General features: G+C 61.4%; 24 protein-coding genes and 1 riboswitch. Of the genes, 16 read left to right on the top strand and 8 right to left on the bottom strand.

Annotation, left to right across the window (positions count from 1 at the left end):
* The first annotated feature begins 122 nt into the window (after positions 1-122).
* From ACQ4MY_RS05275 to phnE, 4 genes are read left to right on the top strand one after another with little or no spacing between them, the layout of a single operon-like run.
* Positions 123-986: a putative selenate ABC transporter substrate-binding protein gene (locus ACQ4MY_RS05275; protein ID WP_008080671.1), complete on the top strand. Its 864-nt coding sequence runs from the start codon at positions 123-125 to the stop codon at positions 984-986.
* The gene (locus ACQ4MY_RS05280; protein ID WP_158829757.1) at positions 983-1,780 is read left to right on the top strand and encodes a phosphonate ABC transporter ATP-binding protein; all 798 of its coding nucleotides are present in this window, start codon (positions 983-985) and stop codon (positions 1,778-1,780) included. Before ACQ4MY_RS05275 ends, ACQ4MY_RS05280 begins: the two co-directional genes overlap by 4 nt.
* A complete protein-coding gene (locus ACQ4MY_RS05285; protein WP_008080661.1) occupies positions 1,774-2,598 on the top strand; it encodes a PhnE/PtxC family ABC transporter permease in 825 nt (274 codons plus the stop codon). The genes ACQ4MY_RS05280 and ACQ4MY_RS05285 overlap by 7 nt, the downstream gene beginning before the upstream one ends.
* Entirely contained in the window at positions 2,595-3,362 is a 768-nt protein-coding gene (gene phnE / locus ACQ4MY_RS05290; RefSeq protein WP_440094159.1) for a phosphonate ABC transporter, permease protein PhnE, read from the top strand. The genes ACQ4MY_RS05285 and phnE overlap by 4 nt, the downstream gene beginning before the upstream one ends.
* Before the next feature lie 14 nt (positions 3,363-3,376).
* Here the strand turns inward: phnE and ACQ4MY_RS05295 are convergent, their stop codons facing one another.
* From ACQ4MY_RS05295 to ACQ4MY_RS05310, 4 genes are read right to left on the bottom strand one after another with little or no spacing between them, the layout of a single operon-like run.
* Complete coding sequence (locus tag ACQ4MY_RS05295; RefSeq protein ID WP_440094160.1) at positions 3,377-6,316, bottom strand: bpX6 domain-containing protein; 2,940 nt, start codon at positions 6,314-6,316, stop codon at positions 3,377-3,379.
* Complete coding sequence (locus ACQ4MY_RS05300) at positions 6,309-8,138, bottom strand: hypothetical protein (RefSeq protein ID WP_440094161.1); 1,830 nt, start codon at positions 8,136-8,138, stop codon at positions 6,309-6,311. Before ACQ4MY_RS05300 ends, ACQ4MY_RS05295 begins: the two co-directional genes overlap by 8 nt.
* Positions 8,138-8,566 (bottom strand): bpX5 domain-containing protein, encoded by a 429-nt coding sequence (locus tag ACQ4MY_RS05305; protein WP_008080657.1) that lies wholly within the window; start codon positions 8,564-8,566, stop codon positions 8,138-8,140. The genes ACQ4MY_RS05300 and ACQ4MY_RS05305 overlap by 1 nt, the downstream gene beginning before the upstream one ends.
* Entirely contained in the window at positions 8,563-9,684 is a 1,122-nt protein-coding gene (locus tag ACQ4MY_RS05310; RefSeq protein WP_158829747.1) for an AAA family ATPase, read from the bottom strand. Before ACQ4MY_RS05310 ends, ACQ4MY_RS05305 begins: the two co-directional genes overlap by 4 nt.
* Before the next feature lie 271 nt (positions 9,685-9,955).
* On the opposite strand from ACQ4MY_RS05310, the gene ACQ4MY_RS05315 reads away from it, so the two are divergent.
* The 3 genes from ACQ4MY_RS05315 (at position 9,956) to mntP (ending at position 13,607) form a co-directional block, all read left to right on the top strand.
* Entirely contained in the window at positions 9,956-11,635 is a 1,680-nt protein-coding gene (locus ACQ4MY_RS05315; protein WP_440094163.1) for an MFS transporter, read from the top strand.
* 174 nt (positions 11,636-11,809) lie between these two features.
* Positions 11,810-12,028, top strand: a complete 219-nt coding sequence (locus ACQ4MY_RS05320; protein WP_440094165.1) for a hypothetical protein — start codon at positions 11,810-11,812, stop codon at positions 12,026-12,028.
* Positions 12,029-12,865: 837 nt separating this feature from the next.
* Positions 12,866-13,036: riboswitch (yybP-ykoY riboswitch) on the top strand.
* 7 nt (positions 13,037-13,043) lie between these two features.
* Entirely contained in the window at positions 13,044-13,607 is a 564-nt protein-coding gene (mntP, locus tag ACQ4MY_RS05325; RefSeq protein WP_440094167.1) for a manganese efflux pump MntP, read from the top strand.
* Between the two features lie 2 nt (positions 13,608-13,609).
* Here the strand turns inward: mntP and ACQ4MY_RS05330 are convergent, their stop codons facing one another.
* Together ACQ4MY_RS05330 and ACQ4MY_RS05335 are read right to left on the bottom strand one after the other, a co-directional pair.
* The gene (locus ACQ4MY_RS05330) at positions 13,610-14,326 is read right to left on the bottom strand and encodes a DUF72 domain-containing protein (protein ID WP_440094169.1); all 717 of its coding nucleotides are present in this window, start codon (positions 14,324-14,326) and stop codon (positions 13,610-13,612) included.
* Between the two features lie 122 nt (positions 14,327-14,448).
* The gene (locus tag ACQ4MY_RS05335; RefSeq protein ID WP_008083771.1) at positions 14,449-16,236 is read right to left on the bottom strand and encodes a thiamine pyrophosphate-requiring protein; all 1,788 of its coding nucleotides are present in this window, start codon (positions 16,234-16,236) and stop codon (positions 14,449-14,451) included.
* Between the two features lie 174 nt (positions 16,237-16,410).
* Between ACQ4MY_RS05335 and ACQ4MY_RS05340 the strand changes: the two genes are divergently transcribed.
* Together ACQ4MY_RS05340 and ACQ4MY_RS05345 are read left to right on the top strand one after the other, a co-directional pair.
* The gene (locus ACQ4MY_RS05340; RefSeq protein WP_440094170.1) at positions 16,411-17,181 is read left to right on the top strand and encodes an APH(3')-II family aminoglycoside O-phosphotransferase; all 771 of its coding nucleotides are present in this window, start codon (positions 16,411-16,413) and stop codon (positions 17,179-17,181) included.
* Between the two features lie 52 nt (positions 17,182-17,233).
* The gene (locus tag ACQ4MY_RS05345) at positions 17,234-17,737 is read left to right on the top strand and encodes a hypothetical protein (RefSeq protein WP_008083766.1); all 504 of its coding nucleotides are present in this window, start codon (positions 17,234-17,236) and stop codon (positions 17,735-17,737) included.
* A 3-nt stretch (positions 17,738-17,740) separates the two neighbouring features.
* On the opposite strand, the gene ACQ4MY_RS05350 is transcribed toward ACQ4MY_RS05345, so the two are convergent.
* Positions 17,741-18,016 (bottom strand): DUF2798 domain-containing protein, encoded by a 276-nt coding sequence (locus ACQ4MY_RS05350; RefSeq protein ID WP_008083765.1) that lies wholly within the window; start codon positions 18,014-18,016, stop codon positions 17,741-17,743.
* 126 nt (positions 18,017-18,142) lie between these two features.
* On the opposite strand from ACQ4MY_RS05350, the gene ACQ4MY_RS05355 reads away from it, so the two are divergent.
* The 5 genes from ACQ4MY_RS05355 (at position 18,143) to ACQ4MY_RS05375 (ending at position 24,238) form a co-directional block, all read left to right on the top strand.
* Positions 18,143-19,105: a LysR family transcriptional regulator gene (locus tag ACQ4MY_RS05355; RefSeq protein ID WP_440094172.1), complete on the top strand. Its 963-nt coding sequence runs from the start codon at positions 18,143-18,145 to the stop codon at positions 19,103-19,105.
* Positions 19,102-19,527, top strand: a complete 426-nt coding sequence (locus ACQ4MY_RS05360) for a hypothetical protein (protein ID WP_440094174.1) — start codon at positions 19,102-19,104, stop codon at positions 19,525-19,527. Before ACQ4MY_RS05355 ends, ACQ4MY_RS05360 begins: the two co-directional genes overlap by 4 nt.
* Positions 19,528-19,682: 155 nt before the next feature.
* A complete protein-coding gene (gene yghU / locus ACQ4MY_RS05365; protein WP_440094175.1) occupies positions 19,683-20,522 on the top strand; it encodes a glutathione-dependent disulfide-bond oxidoreductase in 840 nt (279 codons plus the stop codon).
* A 273-nt stretch (positions 20,523-20,795) separates the two neighbouring features.
* Entirely contained in the window at positions 20,796-22,973 is a 2,178-nt protein-coding gene (locus tag ACQ4MY_RS05370; protein WP_440094176.1) for a TonB-dependent siderophore receptor, read from the top strand.
* A gap of 71 nt (positions 22,974-23,044) precedes the next feature.
* Entirely contained in the window at positions 23,045-24,238 is a 1,194-nt protein-coding gene (locus ACQ4MY_RS05375) for a GAF domain-containing sensor histidine kinase (RefSeq protein ID WP_440094178.1), read from the top strand.
* A 14-nt stretch (positions 24,239-24,252) separates the two neighbouring features.
* On the opposite strand, the gene ACQ4MY_RS05380 is transcribed toward ACQ4MY_RS05375, so the two are convergent.
* Positions 24,253-24,894 carry a LysE family translocator gene (locus ACQ4MY_RS05380; RefSeq protein WP_008083749.1) on the bottom strand — a complete coding sequence of 214 codons (642 nt, stop codon included), beginning with the start codon at positions 24,892-24,894 and terminating at the stop codon, positions 24,253-24,255.
* A 108-nt stretch (positions 24,895-25,002) separates the two neighbouring features.
* Between ACQ4MY_RS05380 and ACQ4MY_RS05385 the strand changes: the two genes are divergently transcribed.
* A complete protein-coding gene (locus tag ACQ4MY_RS05385; RefSeq protein WP_440094179.1) occupies positions 25,003-25,758 on the top strand; it encodes a phytanoyl-CoA dioxygenase family protein in 756 nt (251 codons plus the stop codon).
* The gene (locus ACQ4MY_RS05390; protein WP_440094181.1) at positions 25,758-26,756 is read left to right on the top strand and encodes a zinc-dependent alcohol dehydrogenase family protein; all 999 of its coding nucleotides are present in this window, start codon (positions 25,758-25,760) and stop codon (positions 26,754-26,756) included. Before ACQ4MY_RS05385 ends, ACQ4MY_RS05390 begins: the two co-directional genes overlap by 1 nt.
* Positions 26,757-26,859 lie beyond the last annotated feature (103 nt).

Here is a 26,859-nt window from a genome sequence, read left to right on the forward strand (position 1 = left end):
CAGGCCCATGGCGCTGGCCTTTGCGCGTGTGAGTACGTATAACCTCGCCGATTCGTCTACCCTCACGTAGCGCCCTTTTTCAGCTGTTCACCCCTTTTGATGCCTATGAAACGGAGATTTCCATGTTCAAGCGAACCCTGGCACTGACCGCCGGCCTGGCCCTGTCCTTTTCTGCGCTGGTGACTCACGCCGCCGACGTTCTGCGCGTCAGCGCGATTCCCGATGAAGCCCCGACCGAATTGCTGCGCAAGTTCGAGCCGCTGGGTGCCTATCTGGAACAGCAATTGGGCATGAAGGTGCAGTTCGTGCCCGTGGCCGATTACCCGGCCGTGGTTGAAGCGCTGGCCACCGACCGCCTGGACATGGCCTGGCTGGGCGGTTTCACCTTTGTTCAGGCGCGTCTGAAGACTGATGCCACCACCCCGGTGATCCCACTGGTGCAGCGTGAACAGGATGCGCAGTTCACCAGTAAATTCATTACCGCTGACCCGAACGTGAAAAGCCTCGCTGACCTGAAAGGCAAGACCTTCGCCTTCGGTTCGGTGTCGTCGACCTCGGGCAGCCTGATGCCGCGTTATTTCATGCTGAAAAACGACGGCATCAAGCCGGAAGCGTATTTCAGCCGCGTCGCCTACTCCGGCGCGCACGATGCGACCGTGGCCTGGGTGCAGGCCGGCAAGGTCGACGCCGGCGTACTCAACGCCAGCGTCTGGCAGAAACTGGTGGATGCCGGCAAGGTCGACACCAACAAGGTGAAAGTCTTCGCCACCACGCCGACCTACTTCGATTACAACTGGACCGTGCGTGGCACCCTTGATCCGGCGCTCGCAGCGAAGATCAAAAAAGCCTTCCTTGACCTGGACCCGGCCAACCCTGAGCAGAAGAAGATTCTGGACTTGCAGGCCGCCAGCCGTTTCATCGACACCAAGCCTGAAAACTACAAGGGCATCGAGGAAGCCGCCCGCGCCGCCGAACTGCTGAAATGACCCTGAGCCTCAAACAGGGCAGCCTGCGCCACGCCAATGGCGTCGATGCCCTGCGCGGTGTCGACGTACAGATTGGCGCCGGCGAACAGGTCGCCATCATCGGCCCGTCCGGGGCTGGCAAATCGAGTCTGCTCAACCTGCTGGCCACCGCATTGCGGCCCAGCAGCGGCGAAATCGAAGTGCTCGGCGAACGCGCCTGGCACTTGTCCGCCCGCCTACGCCAACGCCTGCGTGCGCGCATCGGTCTGGTGCATCAGGCGCCGCCGCTGCCGCCACGTCAGCGCGTGGTCACGGCGGTGCTGGCCGGCAAGCTCGGTCAGTGGAGTCTGGGTAAAAGCCTGTTGAACCTGTTGCATCCATTGGACGTGGCAGGTGCGCGCGCGGCGTTGGCGCGACTGGATCTGGGCGACAAGCTGTTTGCCCATTGCCAGCAACTGTCGGGCGGCCAGCTGCAACGCGTGGGCATTGCGCGGGTGTTGTATCAGGCGCCGGAAGTTCTGCTGGCGGACGAGCCGGTGTCGGCGATGGACCCGGTGATGGCCGGGCACACGCTGTCGATCCTTTCGCGCCACGCCCGTGAGCACAACGTCACCCTGGTGGCGAGCCTGCACGCGGTGGACCTGGCGTTGTCGCACTTCCCGCGCATCATCGGCCTGCGCGATGGGCAGATCCTCTTCGACAGCCCTTCCGCGCAAGTCAGCCATGAGATGCTCGATGCGCTGTACGCCAACGAAAAACTGCAATCGCCGACCGCAGCACCTACGCCTTTGACTGTGCAGATTCCCCGATGCTGAAAGCCGATTCACGGGACCCGGCCGCGTGGCCAAGACTGATCCTCACGTTGCTGGCGATTGCCTTGCTGTGGCCGGGCATTCAGCTCAGCGAGTTGAACCTCGGCGTCCTGCTGCCGGACAGCCAAAATGAAATGGGCCGTTTTGTTGCGCAATTCTGGCCACCGGCGCACGACGAAGCGTTTCTGCAGATACTGCTCAAAGCCACTTTGCAAACCCTGGCCATCGCCACCGCTGGCATGGCATTGGCGCTGTTGCTGGCGATACCGGCGGGCCTGCTTGCCAGTCGCGCGCTGTCGCTGTCCGCCGCGTCAAGAGGTGGCGTGCCCAGTCGGTTGGGGCGCTTGTTGCGCTGGCCGGTTCGCGGCTTGCTGATCTTTTTGCGCAGCGTGCCGGAAATCGTCTGGGCGCTGTTGTTTGTGCGCGCCGTAGGGCTGGGACCGGCGGCCGGTGTGCTGGCCATTGCCATCACTTATAGCGGCATGCTCGGCAAGGTCTACGCGGAGATTTTCGAATCCACCGACCAACGTCCGGCCCACGCGTTGTTGCAGGCTGGCAGCGGTCGGCTGGCGGCGTTTGCTTACGGCACGTTGCCCAATGTCGCGGCGGAATTGCTGTCGTACACGGTTTATCGCTGGGAATGTGCGATCCGCGCTTCGGTGGTGATGGGCTTTGTCGGCGCAGGGGGATTGGGGCAGCAGATCGACCTGTCGATCCGCATGTTCGCCGGCGGTGAAGTCGCCAGTATTCTGCTGTCGTTCCTGATTCTGGTATTAGGCGCTGACCAGCTCAGCCGTTTGCTGCGCTGGAGGCTGACATGAATCGTCTGATCAACTTGCTGCTGATCGCCACGATTGGTGCGGCGGTCATCGCTTCGTTCACCTATCTTGGGCTGGACCTCGGTGAACTCGGCAGCGCCACCAGCCTCAAGCAGATGGGCGCGTATGTGCAGCGCTTTCTCAGCCCGGACTTGAGCGCGGATTACCTCAAAGCGATCCTGCACGGTTCGATGGAAACCCTGGCCATGTCGGCCCTCGGCACATTGCTCGCGGCGGTGTTCGGCATCGTCCTTGCGCTGCCGGCTGCCGGGCGTTTTGGCTGGCCGCTGCAAAGCGCTTCGCGTCTGTTGCTCAATGGCCTGCGGGCAATTCCGGAACTGGTCTGGGCGGCGTTGATGGTGCTCGCGGCCGGCCTCGGCCCCAACGCTGGCACCCTCGCCCTCGCCCTGCACACCACCGGGGTACTTGGCCGGTTGTTCGCCGAAGCACTGGAAAACACCCCGCCGCAACCGGCTGAAGCCATTCGCTTGCAGGGCGGCAATCCGATTCTGGCTTTCTGCTACGGCACCCTGCCGAATCTCGCGCCGCAATTGCTCGCCTACATTTTGTACCGCTGGGAAAACAACATCCGCATGGCCAGCGTGCTCGGTTTTGTCGGCGCCGGTGGACTGGGACAAATGCTCTACGTGAGCCTGAGCCTGTTTCAGGAGGCGCAAGCCAGCACGGTGATTCTGGCCATGCTGGTGCTGGTGTTCGTGGTGGACTGGTTGAGTGCGTGGAGCCGCCAACGCTGGGTCAAGGCTTAGGCCGGCTCACCCACTCAGTTCAACGCAAGGTTGTGTTGCGTGACCGTGTCGACGTTGAGATGACTCAAGCGGCCCTGATCATCGAACAGCAAGTAATCGGCGCCGACACCACGTACCCGCACACCCTGCCGAGGCCATTGCAGCGTGGCAGATAGCCGCTGGCTGCCCTTGGTAATGAAGTGCCAGCGCATGGCGTGCTCGTTGAGCGGGTAACCGACCATCATCCAGTGCTCATGCAACTGAACGTCCACCCGTTCATCCAGATCGGCCCGGGCGTCACAATCAGGCAAGGGATATTCGTTACGCTCCTGCGGTCCTTCCAGCACCAGTACGGCAGCTTCGCCGTCCTGGTGCCGCACCCGCATAAACTTCACGGCCCCGGTGGCGCTGAGTACATAGCGGTCATCAAAACCCAGCGGAGGCACCGGCGAGCGGCTCGCCAGTCGCCGTTCAGGCAGTTGGTAATGCCACAACTCCACGCCCTTTTGCGGATCAGTCAGCCAGAGAAATTCTCGCGATGCGTCATCTTTCAAGTCGCTGATCTGACCAGGCAGGTCACTCACATGCCAAAGGGTTTCAAACCCGCGATCGACATCCACCACCCGCAGTTGTCGCCCGCGACCGAGGGTCCAGTTCGAGCCGTTGAATGAGCGGCCGAACACATCAAACACCTGTACGCCCAGATCCGTTGCAATGCGCGTGACCAGATCCAGCTTGCTGATGCGCCAGACCTCGTCGCGCCGGGCAACAACCAATGCCACCTGCCGCCCATGGGCCAGAACGATGTGTTGTGCAGGCATCGCGAATTGGTACAGCGTCTTGCCGTGCGCATCCACCACCACTGCCCCAGCCTCCCCCAACGCGAGCAAGTAGCGCTGATCATCCAACAGCACCGCATCGAGGATCGCCCGACTGCCCATGCTCGGCGCAGTCCATTGCAGGGGCTCGCTGCCTTTGACTTGCGTGTAGGGCGCAGGTCGCGCAGGCAAATGCTGCGGCAGATCGGCCTGCAAGAGTTTGTCCTTGCTCATGCTGACCAGTGCCTGCAATTGCACCAATGACAGGCGCCCCCGCCCGTCCATCTGGTCGGCAATGATCGCGTGGACGGTGGCACCCGCCAGCCAGGCCAGCTCGCTGGCGTGCGCCTTGTGCTGCAACAAGCTATCGGCCAGCGCCGCGCGCTCGGCGAAGCGTTGCGGGTCATCGCGCAATTGTTCGACCTGATCGGCGTAAGCCAGCAAGGTGTCGGGTAGCAGAATCGCCCGTTTCACTAGCGCGCCAACGGCGAGGCTGCCGCCGGCTTTTTCAGCATTCAACAGCCATTGCGTGGCCTGCCCGCGCTCGGCCGTCAGCGGCCAGACGGCCTCGACGGCTTGCAGCCAGAGACCCTTGCGCGCCAATGATTCGGCCCACTCCAGGCGCAGACGCGCGGCGTGCTGCGGCCATTTATCCTGGAGCATCGTCACGGTGTCGGCAAACGCGTCGTCGCGCCGCGCTACCAGCAAGGCGCGCTGCCAGTTCCCGGCCAGGCACAGCAACCGCACGATGGTCGCGGCGGGCATGTCCCAGGCCAGAGCGAGGTCAGCGGCCTGTTGCTGGCGCCCGTGTTTTTCCAGGCAGTCGAGCGCTTCCTGCTGCGCCTTGAGCAATTCGGCGAGGACAAACACCGCCTCTTCGATGCGGCCTGCACGTTCCAGCCGTTCGAAGGTCTGTCGGTAGATCTGCCGCAGGTGCGCCTCGATGTCCTGTTCGAAGACCATTGAGCGCGCCAAGCCCTGGTGTTGGCTGATCGACAGATCCTGGCGTCGCTGTGGCGTGCCGAACGACTGCTCACCGCTGTGCGGCCCACCACGCAACGGAATCGCATGGCGCAGCGCTTCTTCCAGATCACCGTTCTCGAACATCTCGAACATGCGCTGCATGTACGCGGCCTGGCGTCTGCCGTAAAGCGCAGACAGACGTGAATGTTGAGTCATGCGCGTCACCCAGCGCCGCCACAACGCTGGTTTGTGTTTCCCCGGTTGAGCACGCGCTGCGATGCCTGCGGGCGCTCGAGCACGCGTCTCGACGCCTGCGGGCGATCGGCTCGGCACGCTTTGCAGCGGCAGTGACGCCACGCGCCGCAACAGATGCCGCAGGCCCATCAGCAACAGGGTCAACGCCACCCCGCCGATCAGCGTGCCAAGCACCACGCCACTGATTTGCACGGACAGCGGCGTCTCTCGCGCAGGTGTCAAAGCATTCACAGTGCTGTGCTGGCCCTGCGTACCCATCCAGAACACGGCCACCAGCAACACCAACGTCACACTGAGCTTCAACCACGGCAAGGGCCTGGTATCCGGCGGCGTCCAGCCAGCGCTCGCGGGTGACATCCCAGCATCGGGCGAGGCCGTCGACGCCTGCTGCTGACGCGCCAGCAGTGCCTGCAACGTCTTTTGCTGCTCGGGGCTGACCGGTTTCAGGTTTTTGCCGAGTATCTCGCGCACATCGGTGGTGACCTCCATCGGTTCGAGCACCGGTGGCGGCAGCGCCTGGCGACAGTCATAGGTGTCGAGCAACGTGAGGTGACTGACATCCAGCCACTCCTCCGGCGCCAACGCCACCGCATCGCGCAGATGCAAGGCACTGACCTGGCTGCCGCGTACCAGCCACAGATCGGCGCTCGGCAGGTCGCGTATTTCCTGCGGGTCGAACAACGCTGAACTCAGCGTGTGACCCTGACGAATCAACGGCCAGCCGCGCAAGGCTTCGCAGTGCACCGCCATGGGCTGACGTAGACGCAATAGGTCTCCGTCTGCAAAACGATAGGCACTGGCGCCGGTCTGCCAGTGTTCGAGAATCAACTGTGCGCGCTCGTCCGGCGCAAAGCGCTCAGCAGAAAACCACAGCCCTTCAATGTGCTGGTGACCGGTCAAGGCCGGGCGACGGATCAATCCTGCTGCTTGTTCAAGCATCGCTGCCGTCCCTGTTTCCCGCTTGTTCATTACAAAAGACCTGCAACTGCAGCAGGCGCTGGGGCACTGCATACACCAGTAACTCGCGGCTGCTGGTCAGCGCCGCGACCAAACCGCTCAACGGGCAGAAGCTGACCTTGGCAATCACATCGCTGGTGGTGAACAGGGTTTCCTGATCGCCACCGCGGTGCAGGACGATGGCCTGTTGATTGGGGCTGAGCATCAGCAGCGCAAAGCGCTCGTCGCCCTCATACAACAAACCGATGCCTTTCCAGCCCGGGGCCAGTTCAATGCGTTGTACCTCTAGCGGTGACTCCTTGAGCAACATCACGCGCCAGCTCTCACATTGGTTTTTCAGCGTGAGCAACGCGCAGCCGCCGCAACCGTGGTGCCAGTGGTAACTGGCGGCAAACAACACTTGGCTGACGCCATCGGCAATTCCCGCCAGATGAGCAGACGAAACCTGGCCCTGCGAATTGACCGAATGGGCATACAGCCGATTATCTTCACGGCGCACGTAACCCATCGCATCGCGCCCCACCCTGGCCATGCCAATCACCCCCTCCGCCAGACGATGCGTCTGCCCGGTGCCCGGCGTGGCCGTGTCTTTCGCGTTTTTCACCACCCAAAACGCCAGATGCCCTTGGGTATCGAGCAGATACAAACGGCTGCAGCCATGTCCTTGCAGACCAATGGCCGGGAGAAAGTTGGCCGTGCCCGGCGGCAGCTTCAACTGTTCCAGGCTCGGTTTATCGACCGGTTTCAGACCGGGCATACTCCAGAACGTCAGCTGAAACTGATCGCTCAACACCGCGCCGATTGCGCGCCCGAAGAACAGCGCCGTCAGCGGTGTAGTCCCGACACGCCAGAGTTTGCAGCGCACTTCCAAGGGTTTTTTCTGGTGCTTCGCCGGCAACTTGATGACGACCAGACCAGGCTCATCAAGCATCTTCAACGCGACATGGCTGCCGGCACTCGAAATCACCGGCTGCAACGTCAGCGAAACCCGCGGCACACTGCCCTTGGCGGCCGGCGCGGCGTTGACGACTTCGCCTGCGAACTGGCCTTTAAGCAGTTGCACTGCCGGGCGTTCATCGGGCATCGGCAGCACGACTCGACGGGTGTGCGTCGACTGCAAATGCACCGACAGACTCTGGCCATCGAGGCTGCGCGCGATCTGCACGCGATGGCTGCACGTCTGGCGATCGGTGGCCGGCAAGCGTTGCCCGACCAGCCAGCACTCGCCGACCGGCATGGCCGCACTGCGCAGCCAGTCGCGCCAGGCTTGCCAGTGCTCGTCGCCGGCCGTGTGAAACGTGCGTGCGTTGAGCAGGTGTTTGAGCTGCGCCGCCGAATCGACGCCATGCAACTGCGGCGCCTGCTGCAAAATGCCCCAGCGCAGTTCGGCGCCCGCCTCGTTGGCGCGACGGGCCAGCAGGATCAGCAGCGCCAGATGCACCAGGCGTGGCGCGCCCAGCTGTAATGGCCCGGCGTCGAACAGCACGACCATCTGGCGACTGGCTTGCTGCGCGCGGTATTGCGGCGCAAGAAACAGATGTTCGCCGACCACCGCGCGGCGCAGAAACTCTTCGGGCACTTCATCGGCCAACAGCCATTCACTGCCCAGCAGCCGCTCATACGGCCCGCGCCGCTGCAAATCGCCCAGGCCATCCGGCTCAGGCACGCCGCCCTGTTGCAGACCGCGCAACGGCCCCAGCACCGGGTTGAGCCGCCCAAGCAGATCGGCGAACAGCGGCAGTTGCTCCGGGGCAAACCATTGCAGCCATTCGCGCCACGGTTGCAGGGTTTCAGGTAACTGCATCAGCGTCCCGCCCAAAAATCGTCAATGCGTTGCAAGTGCTCGGCCGTCACCGGCAATTGCCGGTCGAGGGGCACCACGGCGGGAGGGTCACGCCACAGCAACAGCGGCGCCCGCGAGAACTTCTTCGACAACGCCAGCGCCAGCAGGTCTGTCGGCACTTCGGGTTGCCAATGGGTCGGCAACCAGAGCCCCGGCGCACGTTCGTCCATCGCCGCATAGGCGACGCCATCGACCCACGGCAGATCCGCCGCCGCACCGCTCACCAGCAACACATCGCGATTGGCCGTGGCGTTCAGGCGCGACGCCTGTTCAGCGGGCATCGATAACAATCGCGCATGCAGGCGCCGCGCGACTTCACCCCAGGCCACGGCGGCCTGCGGTTCGACCGGCACCGGGCGCGGGCGCCATTGATTGGCGTTGACGCTCATGCAGCCGTCGTCAGCAAACGTGCGAGCTGGCCGCGCACGTCCTGCAACGTTGCCGGAATGGTCAGGTCGTCGAAGTTGGCGTCAATCTCACGCAGCAGGCCTTCGAGCAAGGCGCTGGCCGGTGGTTCGCTGCGCGCCAGATAATCCTCGGCAGTTTCCACCAGGCGGCTGACCCGCGACATCGGTTGCAGGGTCGCCTCCTCCACCGCACTGAACAAATGCCGGTTGCTCGACTGCGTGAACATCTCGCGCAGCACTTCGCGGCCATGCTGCTGGGCTTCCTTGGTCGGCAGCACATACAGCAGCGGCCACAGATCGGCGGCGCTGGCAGCGAGACGGCCACCGAGCAACGCGGCGGCGGCGATCAGGCGCTGGGACTTGACGATGCGGCGGTCGGACAACTGAATGCCGGCTTCGCGCAATCGGCGGATGGCCTGGGCCAGCGCTGGGCGAACCATGCTCAGATCGACGCTTTTCAGGGCCTGGCCCAAGGTGTCCAGTTGGCTCAGGCCGAGCAACTGCTGAACCGGACGCTGCTCCGATTGCCAGCCGCCGGCGAGCATCGCTTCGAGCTGATTGTCCGGCACCGATTCAACAAACAGGTGCAGCAGGAAGCGGTCACCAAATGCCGCCAGCGCTTCGTCGTCCGGCAAGCCATTGGAGGCGCCGACGCACACGCGCAGCGGACACTGAATCTGCGTGTGCCCACGACGGAAGCGCCGTTCGTTGAGCACGCCGAGCAAGGTATTGAGAATCGCCGTCGAGCCGAGGAACACTTCATCGAGGAAGACGATGTCGGCTTCTGGCAGCATGCCGCTGACGTCGGTTTCCACCGTGCCTTCGCGAAGCTTTTTCAGGTCGACCGCACCGAACAGTTCCGACGGTTCGGTAAAACGCCCCAGCAGGTATTCGAAATAGCGCCCGCCCATGGACTGCGCCACGCGCCGCACGACTGCACTTTTGGCCGTGCCTGGCGGGCCGATGACCAGAATATGCTCCTGCGCCACAGCGGCCAGAACAATCAGTTCGGCCAACTGTTCGCGCCCCACCAGACCTTCGGTGGCGACTCGGACGGCCTGACGGATTTGCGCGGCAGCGCTCTGCAATGAAGCATTCATGGGCATCTTCCCTGAAAGGTGAATTCTGATTTAGGCGGGTCGGCAGTTATCGACCGCAAGCCGGTGATCTTTAATTGCCACTACGGGCAAGTACACGAGTGGATATCTGCCAGAAGCTGATTATGCTTCAGGAAACCTTGCAGCAATGCGAGGCAGCCAGACTGTGCAAGTTTCACGCAAGAGCAATTGCGGCATTAGCCCCAAGGCCAGAGTGCGATAAGCAGTATCGGGGGACTCCGGCCTTCAACAATAAGCATGACGGAGAACACCCATGGCTACAATCGACACAGCGTCCACCGGCAGTCCACCGCGCAGCGGCGGCATCACCAAGGAGGAGCGCAAGGTCATCTTCGCCTCGTCCCTCGGTACGGTTTTCGAGTGGTACGACTTTTACCTGTATGGCTCACTGGCGGCGATCATCGCCAAGCACTTCTTTGCCGGCGTCAACGAAACCACGGCGTTTATCTTTGCCCTGCTCGCCTTCGCCGCCGGGTTTGCGGTGCGGCCGTTCGGCGCGATTGTGTTCGGCCGGCTGGGCGACATGATCGGGCGCAAGCACACCTTCCTGATCACCATCGTCATCATGGGTGTCTCGACCGCGATTGTCGGCCTGTTGCCGGGCTACGCGACCATTGGCGTCGCCGCGCCAGTCATTCTGATCACCCTGCGCCTGCTGCAAGGCCTGGCGTTAGGCGGTGAGTACGGCGGCGCGGCAACCTACGTGGCCGAACACGCACCACGCAATCGACGCGGCTTTTTCACCTCATGGATTCAAACCACTGCGACCCTGGGCCTGTTCCTCTCGCTGCTGGTGATTCTTGCCTGCCGCACGGCGCTGGGCACGGAAGCGTTTGAAGCGTGGGGCTGGCGCATTCCGTTCCTGCTGTCGATCCTGTTGCTGATCGTCTCGGTGTACATCCGCCTGCAACTGAGCGAGTCGCCGGTGTTCCAGAAAATGAAGGCCGAAGGCAAGGCATCCAAGGCGCCGCTGACTGAGTCCTTTGCCCGTTGGGACAACCTCAAAGTGGTGATCATGTCGTTGCTTGGCGGCACTGCCGGGCAAGCGGTGGTCTGGTACACCGGGCAGTTCTATGCGTTGTTCTTTCTGTTGCAGACGCTGAAAATCGACCCGCAAACCGCCAATTTGCTGATCGCCGGTTCGTTGCTGATCGGTACGCCGTTTTTCGTGATTTTCGGCAGCCTCTCCGACCGCATCGGGCGCAAGCCGATCATCATGGTCGGCTGCATACTGGCGGCGCTGACGTACTTCCCGATCTTCCATGCGCTGACTCAGTACGGCAACCCCGATGTGTTCATCGCTCAGGAAAAAAACCCGGTCAAAGTCATCGCCAATCCGGATCAGTGCTCGTTCCAGTTCGACCCGGTGGGCAAGGCCAAATTCACCAGTTCCTGTGACCTGGCGAAGACCTTGCTGGCGAAACGGGCGATCCCTTATGAGAACGTGATCGCCGAGCCGGGCACCGTTGCCCAGGTGCGCATTGGTGACAAAGTCGTCGAAAGTTTCGAGGGCAGCGCTTTGCCGGCAGCGGACTTCAAAACCCGCAACGACGCCTTCACCGCGACCCTCGGCAGCGCGCTCAAGGACGCCGGTTATCCCGAAAAAGCCGATCCGGCGAAAACCAACTATCCGATGGTGCTGCTCCTGCTGACGGTGCTGGTGATCTACGTGACCATGGTGTACGGCCCGATTGCCGCATGGCTGGTCGAACTGTTCCCGACCCGCATCCGCTACACCTCGATGTCGCTGCCGTATCACATCGGCAACGGCTGGTTTGGCGGCTTCCTGCCGACGGTGGCGTTCGCCATGGTCGCGGCCACCGGGGACATCTATTACGGCTTGTGGTACCCGATCGTGATCGCCGTGATGACCGCGGTACTCGGCACGTTCTTCCTGCCGGAAACCAAAGACCGCGACATCCTCAAAGACTGACCCATCCCCTGTAGGAGCTGCCGCAGGCTGCGATCTTTTGATCTTGTTTTTTAAAGATCAAGATCAAAAGATCGCAGCCTTCGGCAGCTCCTACAGGACTGTTGTGTGGTGGCAGAAATATCGAACGTCCGGTGAACGCGCTCCTCCAATGGTTACACCCTGGAGGTCAACGACATGAACAGCAATGACGATAAAACCTCGAATGCCCCGCCTACCGATACTTCCGGCAAACCGGTGAATGTGGTCGAGCGTGATCTTGAGGACCGCGATGACGACACCAAGGCTGTGGACGAAGTCATCACGCCGACCTCAACCCGCGTCAAAGAGCAGGACGCCGAAACGTTGCAGCGCAAGATCGATGAGATTGAACGCAAAGTGGCGGACGGTAATTAACCCGGTTGTCTGTGGTGAAGGATTTATCCCCGATGAGCTGCGCAGCAGCTCCATTTTTGCGGGCGCTTCGCACCCCGTCGGGGATGAATCCCCTCACCACAGGGTTTGTGTTCACGTGTCTGTGGTGTCGCCTTGATGATGACGGGGCGGCAGCCAGCCAGTGGAAAAACTCTAAACCGCCCACCTGCTCCCCACCAATTTCTGGTGGATGCCTAACCTGTGGTGAGGGGATTTGTGCTCACTTGTCTGTGGTGTCGCCTTGATGATGACGGGGCGGCAGCAGTCAGCATTGCAAATGCTCTAGACCACCCACCTACTCCCCACCAATTTCTGGTGGATGCCTAACCTGTGGTGAGGGGATTTATCCCCGATGAGCTGCGCAGCAGCGCTGTTTTTGCGGGCGCTTCGCACCCCGTCGGGGATGAATCCCCTCACCACAGGGTTTGTGTTCACTTGTCTATGGTGTCGCCTTGATGATGACGGGGCGGCAGCCAGCCAGTGGGAAAACTCTAAACCGCCCACCTTCTCGCCGCCAATTACTGCAGTGAATGCCTAACCTGTGGTGAGGGGATTTATCCCCGATGAGCTGCGCAGAAGCGCTGTTTTGGGGACGCTTCGCACCACATCGGGGATGAATCCCCTCACCACAGGGTTTGTGTTCACTTGTCTGTGGTGTCGCCTTGATGATGACGGGGCCTCAGCAGTCAACATTGCAAAGCTCTAGACCACCCACCTGCTCCCCACCAAATACTGGTGGATGCCTCACCACAGGGGTTTGCGTGTTCAGGAGGGATTGAGGGTTTTTGACGAAATTTTCATGTGTGCCCGCCTAAAATCGCGCACCTCGTTGGGGAGTAGCCTGTTTCCGCGCCATGCGGATGCGTTCGTATCAACATTCTCGGCAACATGCCGTGGTGCGAACACCTTTTGGTTGGTGAGACCGACGACACATCCATGCCTGAAGTCGGGCGTGTGGTTGTGTCGTTGACTCATAGCCCGACTGGAAGTAACCCCCGTGAATCCTGTTTCCCTCATATTTCTCGCCCTGGCCATGTCCACGGATGCGTTCGCCGCCGCCATCGGCAAAGGCTCGAGCCTGCACAAGCCGCGCTTGAGCGAAGCCCTGCGCACCGGCTTGATCTTCGGCGTGATCGAAGCCATCACCCCCATCATCGGCTGGCTGATCGGTCAGGCCGCGAGCCGTTGGGTAGCCGAATGGGATCACTGGATCGCCTTCACCCTGCTGGTCATCCTCGGCCTGCACATGATCTACAACGGCCTGAAGCACGAAGAAGAGCAAGAAGACAAACCCGGCTCGCACTCCTTCCTGATCCTCGCGGTCACCGCAATTGCCACCAGCATCGACGCCCTCGCCGTGGGCGTTGGCCTGGCGTTTGTCGACGTGAATATCTGGGTGGCGGCAGCAGCCATTGGCCTGGCGACCATGACCATGGTGACCCTCGGCGTGATGCTCGGCCGGGTGTTGGGCGCGGTCGTCGGCAAGCGTGCCGAAATCGTCGGCGGTGTCGTGTTGATGATCGTCGGTGCGACGATTTTGTATGAGCACCTGTCGGTCTGAGACTAACCGTGCAGCAACGCCGCCAGGGCCAACGCGTTGCCTGTCGCTGCGCCATTGGCGGTGTTGTCAAATATGCACCAGGTCGCGGCGCCATGCGTATCGGCGGCCTGCAAGGCTTGGGCGAGCCTTTGCAGATAAGCGACCTCGTAGGCACTGTGATAAAGGCGCGGTGAACCGTGCAGCCGCCAATAGCGGATGCCCTGACAGCCGGACGGTGAAGTATCACTGCTGATTCGCGAAGGATCGACCGCTGCCTGAGCGATCCGATAAGCCATCAGCAATGGTTCGGCACTCACCCACGACTCGTGACGCGGTTCCAGGACAACGGCGCCGTCGAAGCGCTGACGCAACGTCTTGAAGAATGCCTCGGTACTGGCCGCATCAAACGCCAGTGACGGCGGCAGTTGCAGCAATAGACAACCCAACCGATCACCCAAACCACTGCACTGCGACAGAAACTCATCGAGCGCATCTTCGCAGTCCAGCAAACGACGCTCATGGCTGATCTGTTTGGGGATTTTTACCGAAAAGCGAAACCCTTCCGGCACCGAGTCTGCCCAGCGCTCATAAGTGGAGCGGCGATGCGGACGATAGAACGAGCTGTTGATTTCCACGCTGTTGAACCGAGCGGCGTAGCGTTGCAGGTGCGTGCCGTCAGCCGGAAATTCCGGCCAATGCTCACGCCCCAGGCTCCACCCCGCACAACCAATGAAAATCACCCAAATACCCTCAGTATCAAATACCCCTGTAGGAGCTGCCGAAGGCTGCGATCTGTTGATCTTAAAAACAACATCAAAAGATCGCAGCCTTCGGCAGCTCCTACAGGGGGGGAGTGTTGAGTTTATTTTTTGCCGGGAAGTACCGAGCCGAGCACTTGCTTGGCGGTTTGCATCAGAATTCCCGCTTCGTCCGGATCGCCCTTGAGCAGTGTCGTGGCGAATTTCTTCGCTTGCTCAAGCTTGATGTGCGGCGGCAGCGGCGGCACGTTCGGGTCGGTCTTGAATTCGATCAGCACCGGTACGTCCGAAGCCAACGCCTGCTCCCACGCGCCGGCAACATCCTCTTCGCGATCCACGAAAATGCCTTTCAGGCCAATGGAAATGGCAAAGAGGTGATAAGGCACGTCCGGAATACTTTGCGACGCTTCGAATTTCGGATCGCCCTCCATCACCCGCTGCTCCCACGTCACCTGATTAAGGTCCTCGTTATTGAACACCGCGCAGATCCATTTCGGGCTCGCCCACTGCCGCCAGTATTTGGCGACGGTGATCAGCTCGGCCATGTTGTTCATCTGCATCGCGCCGTCGCCCACCAGCGCAATCACCGAGCGCTCCGGGTAGGCGAATTTCGCGGCGATCGCATAAGGCACAGCGGCGCCCATCGACGCCAGCCCACCGGACAACGAGCACTGCATGCCACGGCGGATTTTCAGGTCGCGGGCAAACCAGTTCGCGCACGAGCCGGAGTCGCTGGTGATGATCGCTTGCTCGGGCAAACGCGGCGACAGCTCATACACCACCCTTTGCGGGTTGACCGGGTCAGCCTTGGCCATGGCGCGTTTTTCCAGGGTTTTCTCCCAGCTGCCGCGCCAGCCTTCAACCTTCTTGCGCCACTTGTTCGAGGTTTTCTGTTCCAGCAGCGGCAACAAGGCGTTGAGGGTTTCGGCGGCGTCGCCGACCAGATTGACCTCCATCGGGTAGCGCAGGCTGAGCATGTCGGGTTGCAAATCGATCTGCACGCCGCGCGCCTGCCCTTCTTTGGGCAGAAACTCGGCATACGGGAAACCCGAACCGATCATCAGCAAGGTGTCGCATTCGGTCATCAACTTGTAGCTGGGCTCAGTGCCGAGCAGGCCAATGCTGCCGGTCACCCACGGCAAATCATCCGGCAGCGCCGCTTTACCGAGTAGCGCCTTGGCGACGCCGGCGCCGAGTTTTTCCGCCACGGCGATCACTTCATCGGTTGCCTGCAACGCGCCCGCACCGACCAGAATCGCAACCTTTTCGCCCGCGTTCAAAACGTCTGCCGCACGCTGCAAATCCGCCTCGTAAGGCAGCACTTTCGGTTTGCTATAACCGACGCCGGAATGCGCGGTGCCATGCGCACGGGCCGGCGCCTGGTATTCAAGATCCTGCAAATCATTGGGCAGGATGATTGCCGTGACACGCCGTTCGCCCACTGCCGTACGCACGGCGCGGTCGAGCAGATGGCGCACCTGCGACGGTGCCGAAGCCTGTTGCACAAACGCGCCGGCGACGTCCTTGAACATCGACACCAGATCGAGTTCCTGCTGATAGTGACTGCCCAGCGCCGTGCGTGCCTGTTGGCCGACAATCGCCAGCACCGGCATGTGGTCCATGCGCGCATCGTAGAGCCCGGTGATCAGGTGCGACGCCCCCGGACCGGACGTGGCAATGCACACGCCCAGTTCGCCGGTGAACTTGGCGTGCGCCGAAGCCATGAACGCGGCCATTTCCTCATGCCGCGCCTGAACGAATTCGATCTTTCCCTTGGCCCGGCTCAACGCCCCGAACACGCCATTGATGCCGTCGCCCGGATAACCAAAAATCCGCGTGACGCCCCATTGGCTGAGCCGTTCAACCAGAAAATCTCCCACTGTCATCGTCATCTCGATCCTCGCTTTTCACCGGTGCGTGAAGCATTCCCGGCGAAGTACCCGCCGGGAGGTGTAAGGGTCTGGACAGCCGCTTCGGCGCCGAAGTTTCGATTGATTTGCACGACATCATCGACTGCCCGAAGGCACAATGGCGCCCGACCCAGTGATCGCAAAGGACGAATGACAATGAACTTACCTGATGCATGGCGGCGCACATTTGCTGATGCTGTCATCGAACAACAAACCATCGGCGAATCGCGCGCCGACGTCTGGCGCATCAGCCCTGCCGACTCAGCGGCGCTGTTCGTGAAGTGCGAGCAAGTGATGACGTGGGGCGAACTACCCGGCGAAGTACAACGCCTGCGCTGGCTTGAAACGCTTGATCTGCCGGCACCACGGGTACTGGAAACGACCACTGAAGCCGAGCACAACTGGTTATTGATGACCGCCGTGCCAGGGCGCGATCTGGCCAGCAGCGAACAGCTCTCACCGCTACAAATCGTCACGCTCACGGCGCAAGCCTTGCGCGAATTGCACGCGGTGGCGATCGACAGCTGCCCGTTCGATCACTGCCTCGACAAGAAAATCCCACTGGCCCGCGAGCACGTCCGGGCAGGCCTGATCGATGAAGAGGACTTCGACGACGCCCGCCTCGGCCGCAGCGCTGAAGACGTGTTCCAACAGTTGCTCGCCGAACGCCCGCCACACGAAGACCTGGTGGTGACGCATGGCGATGCGTGCCTGCCCAACCTGCTCGCCGAACATGGCCGTTTCAGCGGTTTTGTCGACTGTGGACGCCTGGGCGTTGCCGACCGTTATCAGGACCTTGCGCTGGCCGCTCACAGCATTACCGATAACCTTGGTGAGCAGTGGTTGCCGGCATTTTTCGAGGCGTACGGCGTGCAACCCGATCAGCGCCGGATTGCCTTTTATCAGCTGCTTGACGAGTTTTTCTGAGGCGAAGGCCTTTGTGCGCGGTCGATGTTGAATAACCGGCGGAGGACGCACGATGACTGAAGTACAGACCTTGCTGCTTGAGCGTAACGACTGGGTACCGAACAACCCGCACTTGCCGGTGCTGGTCTATCCGCAAGCGATCGCAATCGAGGGCCGCGATCCGGCGGCATTGTTCGAGCGCACCTTTGACGCCAACGGCTGGCCGGCGCAATGGCGCTATGGGATTTACGACTTCCATCACTATCACACCGAAGGCCATGAAGTGCTGGGCGTCGCCGCTGGCCACGCGCGGCTGATGCTCGGTGGCCCGCATGGGCACGTGCTGGAGGTCAGCGCCGGCGATGTGTTGCTGCTGCCTGCCGGCACCGGCCATTGCAACCTCGGCTGCAGCGCAGACTTTCTGGTGGTCGGCGCTTATCCGCCGGGGCAGCACGCCGATATCTGCCGTGAGGCGCCGAGCGAGGCGCAATTGCGCGCCATCGAGCAACTGCCGTTTCCCGCGCAGGATCCGGTGCAAGGCGCGCAAGGGGCGGTGCAGCAATACTGGGGCAAATAGCCTTCAGCGGTGCGGATGCACGGTCCATGCGACCAGTTTGATCACGATCGGCCGAACGACAAGGATGCACAGGAACGCCACCGGCATCGCCAGCTTGTAGGCGTGCAAGGCATTACTCAGGTAATCGTTATCAATGCCCGAGTTGCTGGCCGTGATCACCAGCGACATGAGGAAGGCCATGATCGTCGCCATGTACAGGGCAAACACATACGGCGTGGTCCGTGCCGACAGCTTGCGCCGACTCAGGTAAACCGCTTCGGGACTGGTTTGTTGATTCATAAGGCGCATCCATCCGTTGACAGGGAGCGGGCACCTTAGCAAAGCGGTTGCGCGTCAACTAGACGGGCAAACGCAGGTACTTTATAAAGCACAACTTACGAATCAACCCTTCTCGGCAGGCCAAGGATGAATCTGTTAGCGGCGATTGCCAGTTTTATCAAAGTGGTCGAATCCGGCTCGATTGTCGGCGCCGCGAAAAGCCTGGGTGTCAGCGCAGCGGCCGTCAGCCAGACGCTCAATCGCCTTGAAACCCACCTCGGCGTACGCCTGTTGCAACGCACCACGCGCAGCATGGCGCTCACCGAAAACGGCGCGCTGTACTACGAAAAGGTCAAGCGCATCGCCGCGGATCTGGAATCGGCACAAAGCTCGATCTGCGTCGCTGAAACCGTGCTGCAAGGCCGACTGAGCATCGCCTCGACGTCTGCGTTCGGCCGCCATGTGCTGGCGCCGCTGATCGCCGGTTTTGCAGCGCTGCACCCGCGTCTGCTGGTCGAGTTGTCGACCACGGACGGCAAGATCAGCCACATCCACGACGGCATCGACCTGAGCCTGCGGATCAAGCCGCAACTGGAAGAAGGCATCGTCGCGCGCAAGATCGTTGCCCTGCCCTTCATCCTCTGCGCCTCGCCCGCCTACCTGCAACGCGCGGGCCGGCCAAGCACGCCGGATGAGCTGCACCAGCATGCCTGCCTGGCGTTTCGTTATCCGTTGGACGGGCGTTTTCTGCGCTGGAGTTTCATTCGCGACGGCCAGCGCTACGACGCGCCTATCAACGCGACGGCGATCAGCGATGACATCGACGCCCTGGCGCAAATGGCAATCCACGGCGCGGGCATCACCCGACTGGCAGAATTTGTCGCCGCGCCCTTTCTCGCCAGCGGCCAGTTGCTGGCGTTATTCGAACCCGGCGCCAACGCGGCGCAGGCGGTTGCCGAACCGATGGAAATCTATGCCTGCGTGCAGGAGCGTGCGGCGCTGACGCCGAAGGTCAAAGCGTTCATCGATTATCTGCTTGAGCATCTGGCCGCGCGCTGGCCGATGGAAAACACCCACCCTCAACTACTCAGCCGAAGGGATTTGCCGTGACCCGATTACGCTACGCCAAAGGCTCAGGCCACCCCCCGCTGCATCTGGCATCGATTACCGCGAACGGCGCCGATGCGGGAGAGCTGCGGTTCGCGCTGGCGAATGCCAAAGAGCTTCGCATCGCCTTTGCGTCGCACGCCGAGCAAGTACGAATGCTCGAACGCCTGATCACTGAACGCGTGCCCTTTGCCGTCGGCGGCATGTGTCCGGGCCCCGCAGACGAGGTCGACATGCTCATCGCGACAGCCGAATTGGCAGGCCCCTACATCGAGCTGGCCTGGACCGCGCCACAGCAGTGGGTGGTCAGGGAAACTTCAAGCGTTGCGAGCGAGTGGCTGCAAGTCGCTGAAGCCAGCACGATCGCCAACCTTTCATTCGACCCGAACTCACTCAAGTGTTTTGACTGCCCCACGCTGCGGTAAATGGACTGCAGGTGAAATGCAAAAAAAGCCGCACGCCCCGCAGCCGTCATCGCCGCCGTCCAACATGAAATAACGCCGATCGCGCTGGCACCCGGCGAGATTTTTTCATACGGTGTTCGATCTCTTCTCCGCCAGCATTCGACGAGGTCCGTTTCATGAGCAAAGCGTCCTACGTACCGCCCAAGGTCTGGAAAAATGAAGCGCCATCCGGTGGCCAGTTCGCCAACATCAATCGCCCGACTGCCGGGCCGACGCATGACAAAGCGCTACCCGTGGGCAAACATCCGCTGCAGCTGTATTCGCTGGCTACGCCCAATGGCGTGAAGGTGACGATTCTGTTGGAAGAGTTGCTGGCACTCGGGCACACCGATGCCGAGTACGACGCGTGGCTGATCCGCATCGGCGAGGGTGATCAGTTCTCCAGCGGCTTTGTCGAGATCAATCCGAATTCGAAGATTCCGGCGCTGCTGGATCGCAGTGTCGAGCCGCCGATTCGGGTGTTCGAGTCGGGTTCGATCCTGCTGTACCTGGCCGAAAAATTCGGCGCCTTCCTGCCCAAGGATCCTGCCGGACGCACCGAAACCCTCAACTGGCTGTTCTGGCAAATGGGCGCGGCGCCGTATCTGGGCGGGGGCTTCGGGCATTTTTACGCGTATGCGCCGGAGAAGCTCGAATACCCGATCAACCGTTTCACCATGGAAACCAAACGGCAGCTGGATGTGCTGGATCGACGCCTGGCCGAGAGCCCTTATCTGGCCGGCGACCGCTACACCATTGCCGACATCGCGGTCTGGGCCTGGTACGGGCAACTGGTTCGCAACAATGTCTATTCGGCGGCGGAGTTCTTGTCCGCGCAGGAATACACCCATGTGCAACGCTGGGCACAAGTCATCGCCGATCGACCTGCAGTGATTCGCGGAATGCGCGTCAACCGCACATGGGGCGATGAAGACACGCAAGTGCCCGAGCGCCATCAGGCCCAAGACCTCGACTAACCCCGCAACCTCCCTGTAGAAGCTGCCGCAGGCTGCGATCTTTTGATCTTGCTTTCCCAAAATTAAACAGAAGATCAAAAGATCGCAGCCTGCGGCAGCTCCTACAGGGGATCGGTGGTGGTGCAAGGCTGCCATTCGGCAAATGTGAAAAATTCGTTAACTATCTGACTCGTACGGCTTTCTTCGGGCGAATCAATCTGACATGCTAATGCGAATACTTCTTACACGCGCATGCATCAGATTCGTTTTGGTATTACCTGGGGAAGCAGATTGATGTCGTTTCACACAATTCACCGTCGTTCCAACCTTTCGCCCAACCTCTTGGCCGTCGCTATTTGTATGGCCAGCATCGCACCGGTCATGGCCGATGATGCGTCGCCCGCCACGCCGGCAAACCCTGCGCCGGCCACCACGCTGGAACTCGGTGCCACTGAAATCGGCGCCACGCAGATGGGCAGCACCACTGAAGGCACGGACTCCTACACCACCGGCCCGATGCAGACGGCGACCAAGTTGTCGCTGACCATGCGCGAAACGCCGCAGGCGGTGACCGTTGTCACCCGTCAGCGCATGGACGACCAGGGTATGACCAGCATCAACGATGTGGTGAAGGCCACACCGGGTCTGTTCCTCAATCAGTCCAGCGGCCCGGGGCGACAGACTTACAGTTCGCGCGGTTTCGACATCGACACCATCATGTACGACGGCCTGCCGAGCACTTACTCGCCATTCTCGATGGCCGTGCAGCCAAACCTGGCAATGTTCGACCGCGTCGAAATCGTGCGCGGTGCGACCGGCCTCGTCACAGGCGCCGGCAACCCTTCGGCGGCGATCAACATGGTGCGCAAGCGTCCGACGGCCGATCAGCAAGTGACCCTGACCGGCGCGGCTGGCAGCTGGGATGATTACCGTGGCGAAATCGACGCCTCCAGCCCGCTCAATGAAAGCGGTACGCTGCGCGGCCGGGTGGTGAGTTCCTATCAGGGCGCGGACAGCTTCCGCGACAAAGAACAAAACGAACACGGCCTGTTCTACGCCATCGGTGAAGCCGACCTGAGCGACAGCACCACAGCCACCCTGGGCTTCTCACGCCAGAACGAACAGACCAACTATTTCTGGGGCGGCCTGCCGCTCGGCGCCGACGGCCACCACCTCGACCTGCCCCGCTCCACCTACCCGGGCACCGACTGGGAAAACAAGAAGCTGCAGATCGACACCGTGTTCGGTGAAATCGAGCACCGCTTCGACAACGACTGGAAACTGCACCTCGCCGGCTCATCCTCGACCCTCAATGGCGAGTTCTCCGGCACCTACCTGTCGCGTTACAACGGCCCGCTGGAAACCACCGCCTATCAGTCGCATAACACCGACAAACAAACCGCGTTCGACGCCTTCGCCAGCGGCCCGTTCGAAGCCTTCGGCCGCACCCACGAACTGGTCGTCGGCGCCAGCGACCGTGTCTACGATGCGACCTCCAAAGAGTACGACCCGTACACTACCGCGTGGCCCATCGGCGCGCCAAAACCGAACTTCGTGCGCGACAGCAAAACCCGCACGGTGACCACGCAAGATGCCGTCTACCTGACCACGCGCCTGAGCCTCGCCGATCCGCTGACGCTGATCCTCGGCGGTCGTCTGGACTGGTACGACTACGATGACCGCACCGGTGATGGCGACTACAAGGTCACCCGCAATCTGACGCGCTACTCCGGTCTGATCTACAAACTCGACGATCACCATTCGGTATACGCCAGCTACACCGACATCTTTACCCCGCAGACCTCCAAAGACCTCTCCGGCAAAGTGCTCGACCCGATCGTCGGCGAGAACTACGAGGTCGGCATCAAGGGCGAATACTTCAATGGCGCGCTCAACGCCAGTCTGGCCGTGTTCCAGATGGACCAGACCAACCGCGCCGCCCTCGCTGCCACCCAGCTCGGTTGCCCGGTCATGACCTGCTACCAGGCCTCCGGCAAGGTGCGCAGCCAAGGCGTGGACATGGAACTGCAAGGTGCCCTGACCGAAAACTGGCAAGTCGGCGCCGGCTACACCTTCACCCGCGCGCATTACATCAAGGATGAAAATCCCGACAACGATAACCAGCGCTTCAAAACCGACATCCCCGAGCACCTGTTCAAGGTGTCGACGATGTATCGCCTGCAAGGCCCACTGGAGAAATTCCGTATCGGTGGCAACGTCTACTGGCAGAGCCGCCTGTACAACGACGTTCCGGTCGCCAACAGCACCTATCGCCTCGAACAGGGCAGCTACGCCGTCACCGACTTGATGGCCGGTTATGAAGTCAACAAACACCTGGATCTGCAGGTCAACGCGAACAACATCTTCGACCGCGTCTACTACTCCTCCATTGGCTATAACACCACCTGGGGTTCCACCGACAACTACGGCAATCCACGCAGCTACATGCTGACGGCCAAATACAGGTTCTAAGTCCGACGCATTAGTCATGGCTGGCAATAAGGGATAGTCTCTGCCTCGATACCCACTCGAAGCGCCAGCCCATGACCAACCCTGCGTTCTCCTCCGACATTGAAGCCATCCGCAGCATTGACTCGGTGCCCGTGATCCTGAGCATGGTCAAACACCTCACGGGCATGCGCTTCGCGGCGGTGGCGCGGGTCACCGAGAAAAACTGGGTGGCCTGCGCGGTCGACGACTCGATCGATTTCGGGCTCAAGCCCGGTGGCGAGCTGGTGCTCGAATCGACCATCTGCCATGAAATCCGCCAACACCAGCAGCCGGTCATCTTCGGCCATGCCAGCACCCACCCGGTTTTTTCGCTGCACCACACGCCGAAAACCTATGGCCTGGAAAGCTACATCTCCATTCCCATCGTCAAAGCCAATGGCGACTTTTTCGGCACGCTGTGCGCCATCGACTCAGTCCCGGCGAACCTCGACGAGCCGGCCATCGCGAAAACCCTGACCCTGTTCGCCCAACTGATTGCGATGAGCCTCGACACGCAAAGTCATCTCGAAGCGACAAAAGCCGAACTGAGCAATGCCAATGAGCTGGGCCGGCTGCGCGAACAGTTCATCGCGGTCCTCGGGCATGACCTGCGTACACCGTTGAGCGCGATTCGCATGAGCGCCGACCTGCTGGAAACCAGGACCGAAGAGAAACGCTCGCTCAATCTGCTGTCGGCGATCCGCAAGAGCTCGGTGCGCATGGGCGTATTGATCGAAAACATCCTCGACTTTGCCCGTGGACGCTTGGGCGACGGGATTCCGGTCCAGCGCAAACTGGTGGATGACCTGCAACAGACGCTGCAGCAAACCCTTGAAGAGGTGCAGGTTTCGCACCCGCGGGCGACGTTCACGCACACGCTGAACGTGCCGAGCGGCGTCTATTGCGATGCGCTGCGCATCAGCCAGTTGCTGTCCAATCTGCTGGGCAACGCGGCCACCCATGGCTCGACCAGCGCGCCGATCATCCTCAACGCTTTCGCTGAGAACGATGAAATCGTGATTTCGCTGACCAATCAAGGCACACCGATTTCAGCGCAATTAATGCCACTGCTGTTCGAACCGTTTTCCCGGTCCGAAGCCGGGCAGCGTAACGAGGGATTGGGACTGGGGCTTTATATCGCCGCGCAGATTGCGGCGGCGCACAACGGCACGTTGAGCGTCACCTCAACCGCTGAATCGGGAACCTGCTTTGTCGCGCGGTTCCCGGCGCAGTTCAAGTGGGTATGAGTCGGCTTTGACGGTTACACCGTCTGCCGGCGCATGGTCAGAATCGCCGCGCCGAAACCAATGAACGTTGTGCCCACCACCCGGCTGACCCAACGCGACAGCGCCGGGCGGGTCAACACGCCCTTGGCGCGAGACGCCAATGCGGCATAGATACTCAACGACGACACCGACAACGCCATGAAGATCGAGGTCAGAATCAGGAACTGCGGCAGCAACGCGGCGCCCTGATCGATGAATTGCGGAAACAATGCAGTGAAAAACATCGTTGCCTTGGGGTTGGTCACCGCCGTCAAAAAAGCCGACTTGTAGAGTTTGCCGCGCGTTGGCCGGGCCTTGGTCGCCTCACCTTCGAGCCCCTCTGGCAGCATCGGGCCCTTTTTGAACAGCTGCTTGACCCCGAGATAAAACAGGTAGCCGGCGCCGATGATCTTCACCGCGTTGAAAAGAATCTCCGAACTGGCCAGCAGCGCGCCCAACCCCAGCATCGCCGCCGCCGACAGGCAGAACAAACCGCTGGCATTGCCCAGCGAAGACCAGATCGTGCTGCGCTGCCCGTGCGCCAGACTGTTGTTGATTGCCATCAAAGTTGCCGGCCCGGGGCTGGCAATGGCAATCGCGCCAACCAGGGTGAACGCCAGTATCGAGTGAGAATCCATTTTCGCTGCTCGTGGTCAAAGTGGTGCTGCATGTTACAGCAGCCAGGCGGTCTCTTGCTTGGGCGGCTATACCTTGTTGCGTAGCGCAGCCATCGCCCAGAGGAAATCATGACCGACCGCCAACACCTGCATCGCGAGGGTTTTGCCCTGCTCCGCCAGGCCATCCCGAGACAATGGCTGAATGAGTTGCGTGCGGTGTTCGAGGCCGGTGTGAAACCGTCGACCCAATGGCCGACACCTCGCGGGGTGGACTGGCGCCATTCACAGTTGGACCTCGACGTGCGAATTCAGGCGACGTGCCGTCTACCGCAGTTACTGGCAGTGGTCGGCGAACTGATTGGCGAGCGATTTTTTCTGGCGCAAGTGGAGGGTCGCGAGCCGCTCGGCGGTGGCGGCCATCAACTGCTGCATCGCGACCTGTCGGCGCAACGCCCCGGCGACAGGGTCAACGCCCTGGCGTATCTCGACGATTACGGCCCCGCTAACGGGGCGACACGCATTGTGCCCGGCAGCCACCGCCCCGAGCCGCAAGCAACGTCTCTGGACATCGATGACACCGGCGAGTGTGTGCAGCTATCGGGCTGTGCCGGGGACATTCTGGTTTTTGATGTCGACCTGGTGCATGCGGGCAGTTTGAACCTGAGCGGCGCACGTCGACGCACCCTGCTGATCAGTTATTGCGCGCAGACGCTCTATGCCTCAGAGGTGCAAACGGCGCCCTTGCGCGGGGTACGCATGGACACCCGCGAGCACTTTCAACCGTCGGATTTTGCCTACAGCCTGCGTCCCGTTTCAGGGGTCGACAAACCGCCCAGCCGCTACCAACATAGCGGCTTCTCTGAAAATGACAGCGAGGCAAGGTAATGAGCCAACCGACTATTCGTGCGTTGATCCTCGATGACTACGCCGACAAGGTCTTCCGTGAAGCGCACATCGACCGTCCTCAGCCGCAAGCCCATGAAGTGTTGGTGCGGGTCATCGCCAGTGGCGTCAACCCGATCGACTACAAGATCCGCTCCGGCAACGCGCCGTACGCCACGCCCGAGCTGCCGGCGATACTCGGCACGGACATGGCCGGGGTGATCGAAGCCGTGGGCAGCGACGTCACGCATTTTGCCGTCGGCGATGAAGTCTACGGCATGGTCGGTGGCGTACGCGGCTTGCCGGGCTCGCTGACCGAATACCTCGCGGTGGATGCCGATCTGGTCTCGCGCAAGCCGAAAAACCTCGGGTTTCGTGAAGCGGCAGCGATTCCGCTGGTATTCCTCACCGCCTGGGAAGGTCTGGTCGATCGCGCCCACGTCCACGCCGGTCAGAAAGTGCTGGTGCATGGCGGCGCGGGCGGTGTCGGCCACATGGCCGTGCAAATTGCCAAGGCGCTGGGCGCGGAAGTGTTCGCCACGGTGTCACCGGGCAAGCGCGCGATTGTCGAAGGTTACGGCGCCACGGCGATCGACTATCGCACCGAGTCGGTCGAGCACTACGTGAACCAGTACACCGGCGGCAAAGGTTTCGACGTGATCTACGACACCGTCGGCGGCAAGAGCCTCGACGATTCGTTTGCCGCGATTGCTCTTTATGGTCACGTCAGCAGTTGCGCCGCGTTCGGCACCCACAACCTGGCCACCGGTTCACTGCGCAGTGCGACGCTGTCGGGGATTTTCGTGCTGTTGCCGATGCTCACCGGCACAGGCCGCAAGCACCACGCCGACATTCTCGGTTATGCCACGCGGCTGATCGAAGAAGGCAAGGTCAAGCCATTGATGCATCCGCAGCGCTTCAGCCTCAGCGAAGCCCGCCAGGCCCACGATGCCGTCGAGCAAGGCACCGGCGTCGGCAAGGTCGTGATCGACATCGCCTGACTGCGCAATCCCAAGGCAAAAAAAACCCCGCGACCGAATGAAGGCGCGGGGCAAAAAATTGGTTGGTTGCGGCCAACCAAAGGAGCTCTTTCACAGATGTGTA

The sequence above is a fragment of the Pseudomonas sp. SM4 genome (assembly GCF_051913165.1).
In the GTDB taxonomy this organism is placed as follows: domain Bacteria; phylum Pseudomonadota; class Gammaproteobacteria; order Pseudomonadales; family Pseudomonadaceae; genus Aquipseudomonas.